A 16,869-nucleotide genomic window follows, 5' to 3' on the forward strand; every position below is an offset into this window, starting at 1 on the left:
CCCGGCAGGCCAGAGTGGGCGCGACCGACGCCCGCCAGCCCCAGGAGGCAACGATGCAGCAGGACTTCCACCAGGCACCCGACGGCGCCCGTATCGCCACCTACACCTGGCTCCCGGAGTCCGGGGCACCGCGCGCCCTCGTCCAGATCGCCCACGGCGCCGCCGAACACGGCCGCCGCTACGACCGCTTCGCCCGCTTCCTGACCGGCCACGGTTATGCCGTCGTCGCCTCCGACCACCGCGGCCACGGCGCCACCGCCGCCACCACCGGCGGCCTCGGCGTGGTCGGCGAGGACGCCTGGCGGGCGATCGTCGGCGACCTCAAGGGCATCGGCGACCACGCCGCCGCGGCCCACCCCGGCGTCCCGCTCGTCCTCCTCGGCCACAGCATGGGCGCGATGCTGGCCCGCGACTACGCCCAGGAATACGGCGCCGACCTCGCCGGGCTGATCCTCACCGGCACCTTCCGCACACTGCCGGGCCTGGACATCGAGGCCGCCTGTGCCGAACTGGAGGCGGAGATCGCCGCCCACGGCCGCGCCCACCTCTCGCCCTTCATCCCGCGCACCTTCGGCTTCTTCAACGACGCCTTCCCGCACCGCACCGGCTTCGAATGGCTCTCCCGCGACACCGCCGAAGTGGACCGCTACGTGGCCGACGAACAGTGCGGCTTCCCGTTCTGCGCCGGTCTCGCCCTCGACTGGGTACGGGCCATCCGCAAGGTCAACGACCCGGCCCACCTCGCCCGCATCCCGCGCGGCCTGCCCGTCCACGTCGCGGTCGGCGACCAGGACCCCTGCCACCAGCGGATGACCCTGATCCATGAACTCCTGGAGGACTTCCGCTATCTCGGCATCCGCGAGCTGACCTGGCGCGGCTACCCCGGCGCCCGCCACGAGATCCTCAACGAGACCCACCGCGACGAGGTCCAGCAGGACCTGCTCGGCTGGCTCGACAAGCACATCTGAGCCCGCGGGGGACGTGGCGACCTGGGGTTCGGTCGAGGTCAAAAGTTTGCTTGAGGTCAAGTGGGGGGCGGATCCCGTGGGCCGAGGTGGCTCGGTGACCCCGACCGCCGGTGCCACCGGCGACGGTGCCGCTGTTCACCCGGTCCGTCGCCTCTCCCGTCCGTCGCCCCTCGTGCCCGGTCCGGCCGGAATGTGGCGACGCGGACCCTCTGACATGGGGTATTGTTCTCGTGCACGACCGCTCGGGGTGACCCCGGCGGAACGGGCACCGGGACGTGGCGCAGCTTGGTAGCGCACTTGACTGGGGGTCAAGGGGTCGCAGGTTCAAATCCTGTCGTCCCGACTTGTGGCAGCACAGGTCGGAAGCCGTCTCCTCATGAGAGGGGGCGGCTTTTTCGTCTTTTGCCGTTCTTACTGTTCGTGCCGTACTTGCTGTTCTTGCTGTCCTTGCCGCGTGTGTCGTGCCCCGCCGTCTCCCGGACGCGCCTGCCACTGCCGGCCGTTCGCCGTCCCGTTCGCCCCGCGGTTCCCTCCCCTCTCGTCCCTCCCGTCCCTCTCGTCAGGGGTGTCCCGTTGCGTCGGCGTTGTCCGGGCGCTCAACTCGTGGTTAAGTCCGGCCGCCCTCACTGTCCGTATGTGGACTGGTGCGGGGTGTTCCCCGCGTGACAGGATGGGGAGAGCGGTTTCGGCGGCCTTAACTGTTCGTTGGGCTCGATGGATGGGACGGTGGCATGGCAGTGGGGGGCGACGGCCGGTCCAAGGGGGCGGGGGGCCTGCTCGCGGAACGGCTCAATCACCTCTTCGCGCACATGCACCCGCCCGGCGCGCCGTACACCAACGCCTTCGTGGCCGACGAGATCAGCTGCGGGACGGCGGAGTACGGCGGGGTCAAGGTCACCGAGCAGTATTTGTCGATGCTGCGCAACGGGCGGCGTACGAACCCGAGTCACGAACTCCTGCGCGCGCTGGCCAAGTTCTTCGCGGTGCCGGTCGGGTATCTGCTGGGTGACCTCTCGCAGCCGCAGGCCGCGCGGGTGGAGGAGGAGGTCCGGTTCCTGGCCGCCATGCGGGACCAGCGGGTGCGGGCCATCGCGCTGCGCTCGGTCGGGTTGCCGCCGGAGGTGCAGGACAGCCTGACGACGATCATCTCCCAGTTCCGCCGGCAGATGAACCTGCCGGCCGACCCGCCGGAGCAGGGTGGTGATCGGCGTGGCACACGGCCCGATACGGACCGCTGAGCACGACCGGATCTTCACTACCTGGCGGCGGGCCGCACACGAGGACGGGACGAGCATGCGAGTGGGGCGGATACGCAGGCGGTGCAAGCAGCTCATCAAGGAGCTGGAGCTGCCCGCGTCGACCGATCTGCGGGGAGTCCGCGACGTCGTCGCGGCACGGGTGGAGCGGCCGGTCCACCTGGTGCCGATGAGCCTGGGCGGGGTGGTCTCGGGGATGACCGCCACCACGGACGACGGCTACTGGGTCTTCTACGAACGCAAGACCTCCCCCTGGCACCAGACCCATATCGTGCTGCACGAACTCAGCCACCTGCTCCTCGGGCACGCCCAGGACCCGGCCGTCACCGAAGAGGCGCTGCGGATCTGGACACCGTCCGTCGACGTCGCCACCGCCATGCGGCGGATGGGCCTGACCATGGGATTCGCCCGGCACCACGGCTATGACAGCCTCGCCGAGCGGGAGACCGAGGTGCTCGGCACGCTCCTGATGGAGCGGGTGGTGCCGTCGGAGGCGGAGCGGGAGGTCCCCCTGGAGGGGCCGGCCGCCGAGGTGGCGGCGGCCCTCGGGCCCGCACTCCAGCACATCCGGCGCCAGCAGGAGGACGCAGCACGGGCGGGAGGCACGGATGTTTGACATCGTCTACCTCGGCTTCGGGGCCGCCGCCTGGGCCCTGGTGGCGTACAAGTCCGTCGCCTGGTTCCGGGACCGCAGCAACACGGACCTGGGGCTGGCCTGTGTGATGACCGGTGGCGTGGCGACGGTCTTCCTCTTCTCCGCGCCCAGCCTCTACCGCGGATTCGACCGGCTGGTCGGGGTGGCCAACCTCGCCATGGTCTTCCTCTACTCCTCCGTCGTGGTCTTCGCGGCGGGTGCGCTGGTGCTGCTGCTGCGCTGGACGGCGGGGGACGGCGAGGCGGCGCGGGCCCGGGCGCGGGTCAGGGCCCGAGTGGCGGTCGGGGCGGTGGCCGGGCTCTGGGCGGTGGCCGTCACCGGCTTCGCGGTCGGCCGGCCGGACGCCGTCGAGCACCCCCGCGACTTCAGCACCGCCTACACCGACGCACCCGGCGTGATGCTCTTCCTGGTGCTGTATCTGGCCATCTTCGGATCGAGCCTGGCGGGCCTGGGGACGCTCTGCCCGCGCTACGCCGCCCGGCTCGGCGGATCGTGGCTGGCGCGCGGGCTGCGGGTGCTGGCCGCCGGCTGCTGGCTCGGCCTGGTCTACTGCGCCTGCAAAGTCATCGGCTTCGTCCTGTCGTGGTTCGGGCATCCCGCGCTCTGGCTCTCCAACGGCGTCGCCCCGCTGAGCGCCTCGGTCGGCGCGATCCTGGTCCTGGCCGGGTTCTCGCTGCCGGCGGCCGGCCCGCGCGTCGCCGCCTGGCGCCGGCTGCGCCGCCTCTCCCCGCTCTGGCGGACCGTCACCGCGCAGAGCCCCGAGGTCACCATGGACGGCTCGCGGTGGTCGGGCCGCTGGCCGTTCGCCGACCTGGAGTGGCGCGCCAACCGGCAGATGGCCGAGATCCGCGACGTGCAGCGCGGGATCCGCCGCCATGTGGAGTCCGACGCGGTCGACATCGTCCTCGAACGGGCCCGCGCGGTCGCACTCGACGACCGGCAGCTGGCCGCGGTCGCCGAGGCGGCGGCGCTGCGGCGCGGCCTGGAGAACCGCGCGGTGGGCCATGTCCCCGCCCACGGTGCCGACAGCGTCGTGGTAGCCGCCGCCCCCGACGGCCGGGAGGGCGCCCAACTCGCCACGGAGTACGAGCACTTGGCGCTGGTCGCGGATGTCTACCACTCGCCGCTGATCGAGACCGTACTGACCGAGTTGCGGGAGCGCAGCGCCCGGCCGCGCACCTGACGCGCGGTCGCACGGACCGGGTGGCCCGGCACGGGGGTCCGGGCCACCCCTGGCAGCGGCGGCACCGGCCCGTATGCCGGTGCCGCCGGGCGAGCGCCCCAACGCCCCGATCTAGAGTCGGGAACCATGCAGAACACCGCCGAGACCGGCCCCGACGCCCCCATCGACGTGACGCCACTCCTCGACGATCCGTACGCCGGCTACGCCGCGCTGCGCGAAGCCGGCCCGGTGCACCGGATCACCGCCGCCGACGGGCGGCCCGCCTGGCTGGTCACCCGCTACGACGACGTCCGCCGCGCGCTGGCCGACCCCCGGCTCTCCCTCGACAAGCGCCATGCCGCGCCCGGCAGTTACTCCGGTTTCGCCCTGCCGCCCGCCCTGGACGCCAATCTGCTGAACATGGACCCGCCGGACCACACCCGGGTCCGCCGCCTGGTGGTCCAGGCGTTCACCCCGGGGCGCGTCCAGGCGCTGCGCGCCCCCGTGCAGCGGATCGCCGACACACTGCTGGACGCCATGGCGGAGAACGGCCGCGCGGAGCTCATCGCGGACTACGCGGGCCCGCTGCCGATCACCGTCATCTGCGATCTGCTCGGCATCCCGCAGGACGACCGGCGCGACTTCCTGGCCTGGTCGGACGCCCTCATCACCCCTGACCCCGGCCGGCCGCAGGCGATGAAGGAGGCGGTCGGCGCGATGCTGGAGTTCTACACCGGGCTGATCGCGGCCAAGCGCGCCGAGCCCGGCGACGATCTGCTCTCGGACCTGATCGCGGTGCGCGACGCCCCCGAGGACGCCGCCGCCGGCCCGGCCGGCGACCGGCTCACCGAGGACGAACTGACCTCGCTCGCCTTCCTCATTCTCTTCGCCGGCTACGAGTACAGCGTCGACATCATCGGCAACGCCGTCCTCACATTGCTCGATCACCCCGAGCAGCTCGTCCAGTTGCGCCTGAATCCAGCCGAACTGCCGGCAGCTGTGGAGGAGTTCCTCCGCTTCGACGGACCGGATCCGCTGGCGATCCGCCGCTTCCCCGTCGAGGACCTGGACATCGGCGGCGTACGGATTCCGGCGGGCGAGACCGTGCTGCTGTCGATCGCGTCCGCGAACCGCGACCCGGCCCGATTCCCCGATCCGGACAGGCTGGACTGGGGCCGGGAGCTCTCCGGGCACCTCGCGCTGGGCCATGGCATCCACCACTGCCTGGGTGCGCCGCTGGCCCGTATGGAGGCGGAGATCGCGATCGGGGCGCTCATCAGCCGTTTCCCGGGGCTGCGGCTGGACGTTCCCCGGGGGGAGTTGCGGCACCGCAGGGCGCTTCGGGCGCGTGGCCTGATTTCGCTGCCCGTGGCCTGGTAATCCGCAAACGAACACGTTTTTGATGCGTAACCCTTCAGTCGTGCGGTAGAAAAGTGCTGTGACCCGCCCGGTGTGCATCCCCCGTCGCACCGGGCGGGTCCTTTGCAGCTGCGCACGGATCCGGTGCGCCGTGCCGATCACGGCCCGCATGGCCCGTCTGGCGCATCTGTGCTGCGACTCCCGCGCGCTCTCCATAGCGTGACGACATGGCAACTGACGCGTGTGTGTCCAAGAAGGCCGGTGCGATGGCGCTCACCGCCGTCGCCGCGATGTCCCTGACATCCATACCGGCCCATGCCCGGCCCCACCGACCGCCCGGCCGCCACCCCGCCGTGGCCGCCCTGCTGCGGCCCGACCGGCCCGTCCGGCGGCGGCTGCCCCGCGGCCTGAGCGCCCTGGCCTGGACGGTCGCCGACGCGGATACCGGGCGCGTGCTGGCCGCCCGGAATCCGCATCGCCAACTCGCCCCGGCCAGCACCCTCAAGACCCTCTTCGCGGTCACCGTCCTGCCGAAGTTCTCCGCCGGCCACGTCCGCCAGGTCAGCTCCGCCGACCTCGACGGCCTCGGCACCGGCAGCAGCGTCGTAGGCGTCCGCCAGGGCGGGCGCTACCGGGTCTCCGACCTGTGGTACGGAGTCTTTCTGCGCTCCGGCAACGACGCGGTGCACGTTCTCGCCTCGATGAACGGCGGCTGGTCGGCCACCGCCCGCGAGATGCAGCAGACCGCAAGGAGACTCGGCGCCCACGACACCATGGTCAAGTCGCCGGACGGCTATGACGCGCCCGGCCAGGTGTCCTCGGCGTACGACCTGACGGTCTTCGCCCGCGCGGGGCTCGCCAACGCCGACTTCGCCCGCTACTGCTCCACCGCCCGCGCCAGGTTCCCGGCCGCGGGCGGCGCCACCACCGAGATCGAGAACACCAACCGGATGCTGGTCGGCTCGCACGGTCTGTCCCGCTACCCGGGCATCGTCGGCGTCAAGAACGGCTACACCAGCAAGGCCGGCAACACCCTGATCGCCGCGGCCCGGCGCAACGGCCACACCCTGATCGCCACCGTCCTCAACCCGCAGTCCGGGGAAGTCAACGGCGTCTACAAGGAGGCCGGGGCGCTGCTGGACTGGGGCTTCCGCAACGCGGACGAGGCCGAACCGGTCAACCGCTCCTAGGCCCCGTCGTCACACTCCCGTCGTCCGCCCGAAGGGCGGGCCGGGCGGCGTCCGGTGCGTGTTCTCGGCGTGCCGGGCGACGGCCCCTGGACTGGACCCCTGTACTGGAGTACTGGGGTCGTTGCCCGGTGCGGCGAAGGGGGTCCCGCCCGAGCCGTGTGAAGCCGGTTCGAGGGTGGGGGCGCGTGCAGGGCGTCGGCAGGCAGGCGGGAGTTTGACGACAGAGCCTGGCCCCCGGCCCGTCGACAGGCCCTGGATCGTGGCCCATCGGACAGGCCCAAGGGGACACGGCCGCTCCTCAGGACCTGCGCAGCCGGGGTGCCGTCCCGGCCGCCGACACCGCAGCGCCCCCGCGGCCGGACGGAGCGCCGCCGAGGCGGTCCGTCAGCTCCCGGGCCCAGGCCGTCAGCCCGCCGATGTCGATCCCGTACGGAGCCGTGGCCGCGTACGGGGCGATGGCCGCCGCGCCCCGGTCCAGCAGCGCGGTACCGCCGGTGGCGTTGCCGCGGGCCGCGTGCGTGAGTCCGACGGCGAGCTGGGCCAGCCCGCGCCACAGCTCCCGCTCGGTCTCCGGGGCGGCCTTCCAGGCGTCCTCCAGGACCTCGTGGGCGTGGAACGGCATCCCGGCGTCCAGCAGCCGCTGGGCCTCGGACAGTGACTCCTCCGGTGTGCGCGCCACCCCCTCGGGCTGCCGCGCGACGCCCTCGGACCCGTACGGGAGAGGGCGGCCGAGCCCGTCGCGCGGGCGCGCGCTGCGGGCCCGGCCCTGTTCGTCGCGGTCCCGGCGGCGACCGGGGGCGGCGGGCCGGGGAGCGGCGGCGGGCGCGGTGTCCGCGCCGGTCACCGCGCCCTGCTCCGCGTTCCGTTCCGCGCCGCAGTGGTCGCAGACGGTGCTGCCGGGCCGTTCGCTGATCCGGCCGCAGGCGTCGCAGACCTGGTCCAGCCAGCAGGCGGGGTCGCCGCCCTCGTCGTAACGGGGCGTGCGTCGGGTTTCCTCCGGGTCGCTCACCCTTCGATTGTGCGCCGCGGGGCGGTGGAGGTCATCACCGTGGGTGCCGGTGGCCGTTCGGGAAGATCCCGGAAGGTCCGGGAAGTGGGCCAGGTATGCGTCAAGGAGCCGCGCGAGTGCTGTCGGCAGGCTTGCCGGCCGACGGGCCGCTGATGCGGGGGAGGCGCCGTGCCTGGGGGCACCTCCCCCGCGGTAGCTGGGGAGCATCGCGGGCCCGGCCCTGGCCCACTGGGCGGACGCTAGCCCAACTGCACCTCGTAGAAGCAGAGATGGTCCTTGATCTGCGCGACGGCGTCGTGCGGCTCGGGGTAGGCCCAGGCGATGTCCTCAGGGCCGCCTTCGAGCGACCAGTAGGAGGCGGTGCCCTTGAACGGGCAGACGGTGTGGGTACCGGACGGTGTCAGCAGATCGGTGCGGACGTCCTCCGGCGGCAGGTAGTACCGCACCGGGTAGCCGGTTTCGGAGAGCAGCAGCGGACGGCGGCTGTCGGCGAGCAGCTGCCCGCCGACCACGACCCGGACGCGTTCGGTGCCTTGCTCGATCTCGATGCGATGGCCTTGAGTGGACAAAACCCTGATCTCCGTTCGCTTGTCGGCTGGGTGTCGTCTCAGGGTCGCATCCGGGACGGGTCAGGGAGATCCCTGACGGCAGCGTGGCGCGGATCCGGCACAGTGTGTGACATGACCAACGACATGACGCCTTCCGGCCCTTCGTCTCCCTTCACTCCCTCGTCCGCCGCCGCTGCGGCTTCCGATCGTTCGTCCTCGCCCTTGTCCCGCAGGGCAGTTGTCGGGGCGGCGCTCGCCGGCGCGGCGGCGGTGGCGGACATCGGCCCCGCGCGCGCCGCGACCGCCGGACCGCCGCGACCCCGCTTACGCCCCTCACCTCCACTGCCTTCCTCGCCCCTCCCGCCCCTCGACGTCGCGGCGCTGCGCGCGGCCCTGTCCGACCTGGAGCACCCCGAGGTCACCGGCGCCCAGTTGCGCGTCACCGGGTCGGCGGGGCGGTGGTACGGCACCGCCGGGGTCGCCGACCGGGCGAGCGGCCGGGCCATAAGGGAGCGGGACAGGTTCCGCATCGGCAGTATCACCAAGGTGTTCGTGGCCACGGTGGTCCTCCAACTGGCGGCCGAGGGCCGGGTCGCGCTCGATTCCGTCATCCAGTGCCATCTCCCCGGCCTGCTGCCGTCCGACTTCCCGCCGATCACCCTCACGCAGCTGCTCAACCACACCAGCGGCTTCCCCGACGAGAAGGGGGACGGCCTGCCGGACCTGTCCACCCCCGAGGCGATCGCCCGCCACCGCTACGACCGTTGGACCCCGCAGCAGTTCATCGCCCTGGTCTCGCACGGTCCGATGAAATTCGCACCCGGCAGCAAGCAGGAGTACCGCGGTATCAATTACGTCCTGCTGGCCCTGCTCATCGAGCGGCTCACCGGCCGCCCCTACGGCGAGGTGATCAGCAGCCGCATCCTGCGCCCGCTCGGTCTGCGGCAGACCTCGTTCCCCGGGAAGGACATCCGTATCCAAGGGGCCCATGTCCACGGCTATATGAGAATGACCGACGGCAGCCTGCTCGACATCACCGACTACGACCAGACATCCGCCTGGGGCGAAGGCGAGATGATATCGACCACCGGAGACCTGGACCGGTTCCTCGCCGCCCTGTTCTCCGGCCGGCTGCTGCCGCCGCACGTCCTGGAGAGGATGTTCACGCTGCCCGACGGCGTGCGCATGGTCGACGGCAGCCCCGCCCGCTACGCGGCCGGCCTCCAGACCGTCACCATGAACGGCATCACCCTCTGGGGCAAGACCGGCGAGCGCTACGGCTATGCCTCGGTCATGATGGCCACCCGCGACCAACAGCGCCGGGCAGTACTGTCGTTCAACCCGACGCACCGGGACGCGACCCAGCTCCGGATGACCCAGCGGGTGGTGCAGGCGCTGACGAAAGGGTGAGTGAGGGACAGCGGGTGCGGCGGGCCCCGGCCCCCGCCCCGGCCCCGCGCCTCGCCGCCGGCCAGCGCGGAGGTGAGGCAGGGCCCCGCGTCCCCTCCTTACCGAGGGGCGGTGCCGGGGACTCGTGGCAGGGGCGTCAGCCGGCGCTCGTCCGGTCGCCGGCCGCGCCGTCGTCGTCGCCGGTGAGCTCGGTCGCGACGAAGGCGAGCAGGGCGGCGTGCATGGTGTCCGGGCCGGTGCTGTCCAGGGCGGTGGCCAGCACCTGCGTGGCCAGGCCGTCGATCAGCGCGGTGAGCCGCAGGGCGGTGAAGTCCGGGTCCACGGGGCGGAAGACGCCCTGGTCGACGCCGCGCCGCAGCACGTCGGCGACGGTGCCGCGCCACTGCCGGTAGTAGTGCTGGTGCAGCCGCCCCACGGCGGTGTCGCGGGCGGCCTGCGCCCACAGGTCGAGCCGGACCAGCCACTGCCGGCGCTGCTGCCCGGTGCGCGGGGTCTGCAGCGCGATCAGGTGCAGCAGCTCGGCGCGGGCGTCCGGGGCCGCGGCGAGCCCGGTCGCGCGGCGCTCGGTGTCCGTGTCCATGCACCAGCGCACGGCCGCCTCCAGCAGTTCGTCGCGGCCGGTGAAGTGGTAGTGCACGGCGGCCGGGCTGATGCCGCAGGCGGCGGCGATATCGGCGACCCGTACGCCGTGGAAGCCGTGCTCGGCGATCAGCCGGACGGTCTCGCGGACGATCTGGAGCGGCCGGCCGCCTTCGGGGACCGCGGCGGGTTCCCGTGCGGGCGGCGGTGCCGGGCGTTCCGGGGCGCCGAGCAGCCAGCCGGTGTCCACTTCGCCGATCTCGGCGATCCGGACGATCTCGGCGAGCGTGAAGCGCCGGGTGCCGCTGAGCGACCGGGACAGTTTGGACGGGTCCAGCGCCATCCGGCGGGCGAACTCGCGGCGGCTGCAGCCGAGCCGGTCGATCACCTGCCGGACGCGGTCCGTGACGTGCCCGGCGTCGTCGGCGATCCGGTCCCCGGGGTCTTCGGTCATGGCCGGGGACCGTAACAGCGTGTTGAGAACATCGCAACGGATGGAGGTGCGGGTTCGGTCGGCGGTCGTGGAATTCTGGGGGAATTGGGGATGGCTCGCGGCGTGACTGATGTGCGAGTCAGGGTGTGGTGCGAGTGCGGGGCATGCCGCGCCGGGCCGCCGGTGCCGGGGCGGATCGCGCGGCGTGGGCCCTGGGGCGTCCTGCCAGGGCTTCCCCGCCGTCCGCGCGCCCGGCTCCGTGCGCCTAATGCCGGCCACCTGGACAAGCCGCAATACGGGTGAATGTGGCAAAGTGACGGCATGGCTGACCGGGGAGCGAAGCAGCCCACCGTGTCGGTGCCGGACGACTGGCCCGCCCACCCGGACCTGACCCTGGCCCTCAACGGGATGGGCGGCTTCGACTGGGACCTCGACAGCGGGCTGATGCACCTGGATCCGCCCGCCCTGGAGGTTTTCGACCTGCTTCCGGAGGAGTACGACGACCGTCCGGAAGCCCTCAGCTGCCGTGTGCCGAGCCATGAGGCGGCCAGGCTGGACGCCCTGGTGACCCGCGCGCTCAAGGACGGCAGCCACTCCTACGGCGCCTACTTCCGGGTCCGGATGCGGGACGGCACCCTGCGCTGGACCCACGCCCAGGGCAGCATCCGCCGCGACGAGACCGGCCGGCCGCGCCGGATCATCGGGGTGGTCCGGGACGCCAGCGACGAGTACACCCAGGCGGCCGAGCGGATAGCGATCACCGAGGAGCGCCGTCGGCACACCAGCCTCGTCGAGCGCACCACCGCCGCCCTGGCCCACGCCAGAACGGTGGGCGAGGTGATCGCGGTACTCGCCGACGAGCAGGGGCTGAGCCGGCTGGGAGCGGAGAACGTCATCCTCGGACTGGTCGAGGCGGGGCGCATCCGGCTGGTCTCCGAGGGCCGGGCCGGGAGCTTCGTGCCGGACCTGGAGTTCACGCGGATCGGCGACGACTTCCCGATGAGCGAGGTGGTGCGGACGCTCACCCCGCGCTTCGTGAAGACCCGGAACCAGTTCCGGTACGCCTATCCACGGCTGTGGCCGGCCATCGAGCCGCTGAACATCGGCTCCGCCGCGTATCTGCCGCTGATCGCCCAGGGCCGCCCGATCGGCGTCATCGGGCTGTTCTTCGAGCGGGAGAGCGAGTTCCGCGACCAGGAGCGCAATGTGCTGGTCGCGCTGGGCAGCAGCATCGCGCAGAGCCTGGCCCGCGCGATGCTCTACGACCAGGAGCACGAGATCGCCGCGGGCCTCCAGCAGGCGATGCTGCCGCGCCGGATCCCCGGTGTCCCGGAGGCGCAGATCGCCGTCCGCTACCGCTCCGCCCGGATGGGCCGGGACATCGGCGGCGACTGGTACGACGTGATCCCGCTGCCGGACGGCCGGGTCGCCGCGGTCATCGGCGACGTCCAGGGGCACGACACCCAGGCCGCGGCGCTGATGGGGCAGCTGCGGATCGTGCTGCGCGCGTACGCGGCCGAAGGGCACGCGCCCGCCACCGTGGTGGCCCGCGCCTCCGCCTTCCTCAACGAGCTCGACACCGACCGCTTCGCCACGTGCACGTACGTCGACGCGGACCTGAGCACCGGCGCGGCCCGCTTCGTACGGGCCGGCCACATCGACCCGCTGGTGCGGCACGCGGAGGGCATCTGCCGCCGGCTGCCGGTGGCCGGCGGGCTGCCGCTCGGGATCTCGTCGGAGTTCCGGCTGCTCGACTATCCGGTGACCACCGTCCATCTCGCGCCGGGGGACACCCTGGTGCTGTGCACGGACGGCCTGGTCGAGGAGCCGGGCACGGACCTCGACATCGGGCTGCGGCACCTGGCCAAGGACATCCGCGAGGGCCCCCAGGATGTCCAGCAACTCGCCGACCGGCTCTGCGAGTCGGCGGACGGCCGGACCGGTGAGGACGACATGGCGCTGCTGCTGCTGCGCCGGCTGGGCGCGCCGGAGCACGACACCGTGGGCCGCTTTCGGCAGCACATCGTCCCCGCCGACCCCGAAGGGCTGTCCGCCGCCCGGCACATGATCCGCGCGGCGGTACGCGCCTGGGGCGCCCGGGAGCGCTCCGAGGAGATCGAGCTGGTCGCCGACGAGCTGATCACCAACGCACTGCTGCACACCGACGGCGAGGCCGTGGTGAGCATCCGGATGCCGCACGGTGTCGAACGGCGGCTGCGGGTGGAGGTCGAGGACCGGTCCAGCAGTCTGCCGCGGCGCCGGGAACCGGGCGAGGCCGGGGTCTCCGGCCGCGGGCTGCTGCTCGTCGACCGGCTGGCGGATGTGTGGGGAGTGGAACCGCGCGGCGGCGGAAAGTGCGTATGGTGCGAGTTCAACTGCCCCTGACCGGGAAGGCCCTGGCCTGACCGGCGCACAGCGGGAACGGGCGCCGAGGGATCGGCACGGCCAAGTGAGGACTGCTCTATGGGATCGCGGGCTGCGGAACAGCGCGAGACCGCCCGTCAGTCGGCGGCGCGGCTGGAGGCGGAAGGCGTCCGGAACGTCGCGCTGACCTGGGTGGACAACGCGGGCATCACGCGCGTCAAGGCCGTTCCGGCGCAACGGCTCGCGGGCGCCGTGGAGTGGGGCGTGGGGATGTCGCCGGTCTTCGACGTCTTCACCTCCGACGACGCCATCACCGAATCCGCCCATCTCGGCGGGCCGGACGGCGATCTGCGGCTCTTCCCCGACCTGGACCGCCTCACCTCCCTTGCCGCACAGCCCGGTTGGGCCTGGGCGCCGGTCGACCGCTACGACCAACTCGGGCAGCCGCACCCCGCCTGCCAGCGGCTGTTCGCCCGCAGGATGGCCGAACGGGCCACCGCCGCCCGCCTCGACGTGCGGATGGGCTTCGAGACCGAGTGGGTGGTCACCCGGGCCACGGACGACCCCGACGTCCTCGACTACCCGTGCCCGGGCCCGGCGTACGGCATGACCCGGGTCGTCGAACTCTCCGACTACCTCCGTGATGTCACCGAGGCGCTGACCGTCCAGGGCGTCGACGTCCTCCAGCTCCATCCCGAGTACGCGCCCGGCCAGTTCGAGGTCACCACCGCGCCCGGCGACCCGGTGCGGGCCGCCGACGACGCCGTACTGGTCCGCGAGACCGTGCGCGCCGTCTCCGCCCGGCACGGCCTGCGCGCCAGCTTCGCCCCCACCGTCGTCGCCGGCGAGGTCGGCAACGGCTGCCATCTGCACCTGAGCCTCTACCGCGACGGCACGAGCCTGCACCGCACCCCGGACGCGGCATGGGGCCTGGCGCCCGACGCGGTGGCCTTCCTCGGCGGCGTGCTGGACGCGCTGCCCGCCCTGCTCGCCATCGGCTGCCCCTCGCCCGCCAGCTATCTGCGGCTGCTGCCCTCCCACTGGGCCGGCGTCTACCAGTGCTGGGGCGTGGAGAACCGCGAGGCCGCGCTGCGCCTGATCACCGGCGCGCCCGACGACCCGGACGGCGGCCACGCCGAGGTCAAGACCTTCGACGCCGCCGCCAACCCCTACCTCGCCGTCGGTGCGGTGATCGCCGCCGGGCTGCACGGCATCGAGACCGCCGCTCGACTCCCCGAACCGCAGACCGGCGATCCGGGCGTCCTCGGGGTTCGCGAGCGCGCCCGGCGCGGCATCGTCCGGCTGCCCGCCACCCTCACCGAGGCCGCCGACCGGCTGGAGAAGTCGGCACCGCTCCGCGAGGCGCTCGGCGAGGTACTGCACGGCGCGGTGCTCGCGGTCCGCCGGGCCGAGGAGGCGCACTTCGTGGACAGCGCCCCCGAGGCGATCGCCGCCGCCACCCGCTGGCGCTGGTGACGGCCGTGGCCGCCCCGGTGCCCGGCACCCCCGACGACCTGCCGCCGCTGGTGGACCACCACTGCCACGGCGTGCTGCGGCACGAGCCGGACCCGGCGACGTTCGCCGGGTTCCTGAGCCAGGCGGACCTCCCGCCCGCGGCGGGCACCAGCTTCTTCGACACCCAGGCCGGGTTCGCGGTCCGCCGCTGGTGCCCGCCGCTGCTGGACCTGCCCGCGCACTGCCCGCCCGAGGACTATCTGGCCCGCCGCCGCGAGCTGGGCCCGGCGGAGACCCGGCGCCGGCTGCTGTCCGCCGCCGGGATCGGCAGCTACCTGGTGGACACCGGGCTGCCCGGCGACCTCACCGACCCGGCCGAGACCGCACAGGCGGGCGGCGGCACCGGTTTCGAGGTGGTCCGGCTGGAGGCGCTGGCGGAGCGGATCGCGGGCACGGCGAGCGGCACCGCGGAGTTCCTGGACGGCCTCGACCGGGGCGTCCGGGAGGCGGCGCGGACCGCCGTCGCCTTCAAGTCGGTGGCCGCCTACCGGCACGGTCTCGCGCTGGATCCCCGGACGCCCGGCCCCGGCGAGGTACGGGCGGCGGCCGGCGCCTGGCTGGCCGCCGGCGCGCTCCGGCTGACCGACCCCGTACTCCTGCGCCATCTCATCGGGCTGGCCGTGGCCACCGGCCGCCCGCTCCAGATCCACACCGGCTTCGGCGACCCGGACCTGCGGCTCGACCACGCCGATCCGGCGCTGCTCACCGGCCTGATCCGGGCCACCGCCGACAGCGGTACCGACCTGGTGCTGCTGCACTGCTACCCCTACCATCGGCAGGCCGCCTATCTGGCCGGTGTCTTCCCGCACGTCTACGCCGACGTCGGGCTGACGCTCACCCACGTCGGTCCCCGAGCCCCCGCGGTGCTCGCCGAGTTCCTGGAGCTGGCGCCGTTCGGCAAGCTGCTGTTCTCGACCGACGCGCACGGCCTGCCGGAGCTGTACCTGATCGGCAGCGCGCTGTTCCGGACCGCCCTGGGCTCCGTCCTGGGCGCCTGGACACAGTCCGGGGCCTGGTCGGCACCGGACGCCCGGCGGGTCGGTGCGATGGTCGCGGCGGAGAACGCCCGCCGGGTGTACGGGCTGGCGGAGCCGGACGACGGCAGGGCCTCCGGCGGGCACCCCGGGCGGTAAGGGGTGCTGCCGCCCGGTGCCTGTTCCACCGTGGCCGTACCTCGTGGTTTACTGCCGCGTGCCGTCTACAACGACTTCTGACGCGACGCCCTCCGCGAAGGACGGGCCCGGCGAAATACCCTTGCGCGCACGGATATTCGCCGATCTGACCCCGCTGCGCGCCTCCCCGGACTACCGCCGCCTGTGGTGCGGCAACACCGTCTCCTGGATGGGACAGCAGATGACCGCGCTCGCGGTCTCCCTCCAGGTCTACGCCCTCACCCGGTCCACCTTCTCGGTCGGCCTGGTGGGTCTGTGCTCGCTGGTCCCGCTGGTCGTCTTCGGGCTCTACGGCGGCGCCGTCGCCGACACCGTCGACCGCCGCAAACTGGGGCTGTGCAGCGCCGCCGGCGCCACCACCATGTCCGTCGTGCTGGCCGCCGCCGCGCTGGCGGGCTACCACCGGGTGTGGCTGCTCTACTCCGTCGTCGCCCTCCAGGCCGTCTGCTTCGCACTGAACTCGCCGGCCCGTTCCTCAATGCTGCCCCGTCTGCTCCCCAAGGAGCAGCTGCCGGCCGCCAACGCCCTCCAGTCGCTGACCACCAACCTCGGCCTGATGGGCGGGCCGATGCTGGGTGGCGTCATCGTCGGCCTGTGGGGCTACCAGGCCGCGTACCTGGTCGACGTGGTGGCGTTCGGCGGCTCGCTGTACGCGATGTGGCGGCTGCCCGCGATGCGGCCCGACCACGGCGACGGACCGCCGCGCCGCGCCTCCGTCCTGGACGGGCTGCGCTTCCTCGCCACCCGGCCGAACCTGCGGATGACCTTCTTCTCCGACCTGGCGGCGATGGTGCTGGCCCAGCCGCGCGCGCTGTTCCCCGCGGTCGCGGTCCTCTGGTTCGCCGGGGACGCCAGGACCGTCGGCCTGCTGGTCGCCGCGCCCGCGGTGGGCGCCGTCCTGGGCGGGCTGTTCTCCGGCTGGCTGGGCCGCATCCGCCGGCACGGCCTGGCCATCCTGCTCGCGGTCGCCGCCTGGGGCGCCGCCATCGCCGCCTTCGGCCTGTCCCGGCAGCTGTGGCCGGGCCTGATCTTCCTGGCCGTCGCGGGCTGCGCGGACACCGTGTCGATGGTGTTCCGCAGCACCATGCTCCAGGCCGCCACCCCGGACCGGATGCGCGGCCGTCTCCAGGGCGTGTTCATCGTGGTGGTCGCGGGCGGCCCGCGGCTGGGCGACTTCCTCGCCGGGTCGGTGTCCGATCTGACCTCGCCCGCCACGGCCGTGATCGGCGGCGGACTGGCCTGCATCCTC

At 73.2% G+C, this 16,869-nt stretch carries 14 protein-coding genes and 1 tRNA gene; 12 read left to right on the forward strand and 3 right to left on the reverse strand.

The genetic code is table 11. The features are described 5' to 3' along the window. Nucleotides 1–53 precede the first annotated feature (53 nt). The 7 genes from RZ84_RS32060 (at nt 54) to RZ84_RS32090 (ending at nt 6,590) form a co-directional block, all read left to right on the forward strand. Entirely contained in the window at nt 54–968 is a 915-nt protein-coding gene (locus RZ84_RS32060; protein WP_043267927.1) for an alpha/beta fold hydrolase, read from the forward strand. Nucleotides 969–1,237: 269 nt separating this feature from the next. Beyond that, nucleotides 1,238–1,311, forward strand: a tRNA-Pro gene (locus RZ84_RS32065). Between the two features lie 388 nt (nt 1,312–1,699). Beyond that, entirely contained in the window at nt 1,700–2,206 is a 507-nt protein-coding gene (locus RZ84_RS32070) for a helix-turn-helix domain-containing protein (RefSeq protein WP_043267929.1), read from the forward strand. Between the two features lie 61 nt (nt 2,207–2,267). Then, the gene (locus RZ84_RS32075) at nt 2,268–2,840 is read left to right on the forward strand and encodes a hypothetical protein (RefSeq protein WP_078894823.1); all 573 of its coding nucleotides are present in this window, start codon (nt 2,268–2,270) and stop codon (nt 2,838–2,840) included. Further along, a complete protein-coding gene (locus tag RZ84_RS32080) occupies nt 2,833–4,062 on the forward strand; it encodes an MAB_1171c family putative transporter (protein WP_043267931.1) in 1,230 nt (409 codons plus the stop codon). Before RZ84_RS32075 ends, RZ84_RS32080 begins: the two co-directional genes overlap by 8 nt. Nucleotides 4,063–4,188: 126 nt before the next feature. Continuing rightward, nucleotides 4,189–5,421, forward strand: a complete 1,233-nt coding sequence (locus tag RZ84_RS32085; protein ID WP_043267933.1) for a cytochrome P450 family protein — start codon at nt 4,189–4,191, stop codon at nt 5,419–5,421. A gap of 206 nt (nt 5,422–5,627) precedes the next feature. Then, on the forward strand, nt 5,628–6,590 hold the full coding sequence (locus RZ84_RS32090) for a D-alanyl-D-alanine carboxypeptidase family protein (RefSeq protein WP_241777963.1): 963 nt from the start codon (nt 5,628–5,630) through the stop codon (nt 6,588–6,590). Nucleotides 6,591–6,888: 298 nt separating this feature from the next. Here the strand turns inward: RZ84_RS32090 and RZ84_RS32095 are convergent, their stop codons facing one another. Continuing rightward, the gene (locus RZ84_RS32095) at nt 6,889–7,434 is read right to left on the reverse strand and encodes a DUF309 domain-containing protein (RefSeq protein WP_052230603.1); all 546 of its coding nucleotides are present in this window, start codon (nt 7,432–7,434) and stop codon (nt 6,889–6,891) included. A gap of 404 nt (nt 7,435–7,838) precedes the next feature. Continuing rightward, nucleotides 7,839–8,168: a DUF427 domain-containing protein gene (locus RZ84_RS32100; RefSeq protein WP_043267939.1), complete on the reverse strand. Its 330-nt coding sequence runs from the start codon at nt 8,166–8,168 to the stop codon at nt 7,839–7,841. 111 nt (nt 8,169–8,279) lie between these two features. On the opposite strand from RZ84_RS32100, the gene RZ84_RS32105 reads away from it, so the two are divergent. Continuing rightward, the gene (locus tag RZ84_RS32105; RefSeq protein WP_241777964.1) at nt 8,280–9,557 is read left to right on the forward strand and encodes a serine hydrolase domain-containing protein; all 1,278 of its coding nucleotides are present in this window, start codon (nt 8,280–8,282) and stop codon (nt 9,555–9,557) included. Between the two features lie 136 nt (nt 9,558–9,693). Here RZ84_RS32105 and RZ84_RS32110 read toward each other — a convergent pair whose 3' ends face one another. Continuing rightward, entirely contained in the window at nt 9,694–10,590 is an 897-nt protein-coding gene (locus tag RZ84_RS32110) for a TetR/AcrR family transcriptional regulator (protein WP_052230312.1), read from the reverse strand. 300 nt (nt 10,591–10,890) lie between these two features. Here RZ84_RS32110 and RZ84_RS32115 point away from each other — a divergent pair, with 300 nt between their 5' ends. The 4 genes from RZ84_RS32115 to RZ84_RS32130 all read left to right on the forward strand — a co-directional run. Then, complete coding sequence (locus tag RZ84_RS32115) at nt 10,891–12,954, forward strand: SpoIIE family protein phosphatase (protein WP_043267943.1); 2,064 nt, start codon at nt 10,891–10,893, stop codon at nt 12,952–12,954. Nucleotides 12,955–13,032: 78 nt separating this feature from the next. After that, nucleotides 13,033–14,409, forward strand: a complete 1,377-nt coding sequence (locus RZ84_RS32120; protein ID WP_043267945.1) for a glutamine synthetase family protein — start codon at nt 13,033–13,035, stop codon at nt 14,407–14,409. Between the two features lie 5 nt (nt 14,410–14,414). Then, nucleotides 14,415–15,581, forward strand: coding sequence for an amidohydrolase family protein (locus RZ84_RS32125; protein ID WP_241777965.1), 1,167 nt, complete (start codon nt 14,415–14,417; stop codon nt 15,579–15,581). 58 nt (nt 15,582–15,639) lie between these two features. Next, a partial coding sequence (locus RZ84_RS32130; protein ID WP_052230313.1) for an MFS transporter occupies nt 15,640–16,869 on the forward strand: 1,230 nt, incomplete at its 3' end.

The sequence above is a fragment of the Streptomyces sp. CT34 genome (genome assembly GCF_000805335.1).
In the GTDB taxonomy this organism is placed as follows: Bacteria; Actinomycetota; Actinomycetes; order Streptomycetales; family Streptomycetaceae; genus Streptomyces.

Excerpts from the sequence above, each read along its gene's own strand:
- RZ84_RS32060 (WP_043267927.1), top strand. The coding sequence starts at position 54 with ATGCAGCAGGACTTCCACCAGGCACCCGACGGCGCCCGTATCGCCACC.
- RZ84_RS32070 (WP_043267929.1), top strand. The coding sequence starts at position 1,700 with ATGGCAGTGGGGGGCGACGGCCGGTCCAAGGGGGCGGGGGGCCTGCTC.
- RZ84_RS32080 (WP_043267931.1), top strand. The coding sequence starts at position 2,833 with ATGTTTGACATCGTCTACCTCGGCTTCGGGGCCGCCGCCTGGGCCCTG.
- RZ84_RS32085 (WP_043267933.1), top strand. The coding sequence starts at position 4,189 with ATGCAGAACACCGCCGAGACCGGCCCCGACGCCCCCATCGACGTGACG.
- RZ84_RS32090 (WP_241777963.1), top strand. The coding sequence starts at position 5,628 with ATGGCAACTGACGCGTGTGTGTCCAAGAAGGCCGGTGCGATGGCGCTC.
- RZ84_RS32105 (WP_241777964.1), top strand. The coding sequence starts at position 8,280 with ATGACCAACGACATGACGCCTTCCGGCCCTTCGTCTCCCTTCACTCCC.
- RZ84_RS32110 (WP_052230312.1), bottom strand. The coding sequence starts at position 10,590 with ATGACCGAAGACCCCGGGGACCGGATCGCCGACGACGCCGGGCACGTC.
- RZ84_RS32115 (WP_043267943.1), top strand. The coding sequence starts at position 10,891 with ATGGCTGACCGGGGAGCGAAGCAGCCCACCGTGTCGGTGCCGGACGAC.
- RZ84_RS32120 (WP_043267945.1), top strand. The coding sequence starts at position 13,033 with ATGGGATCGCGGGCTGCGGAACAGCGCGAGACCGCCCGTCAGTCGGCG.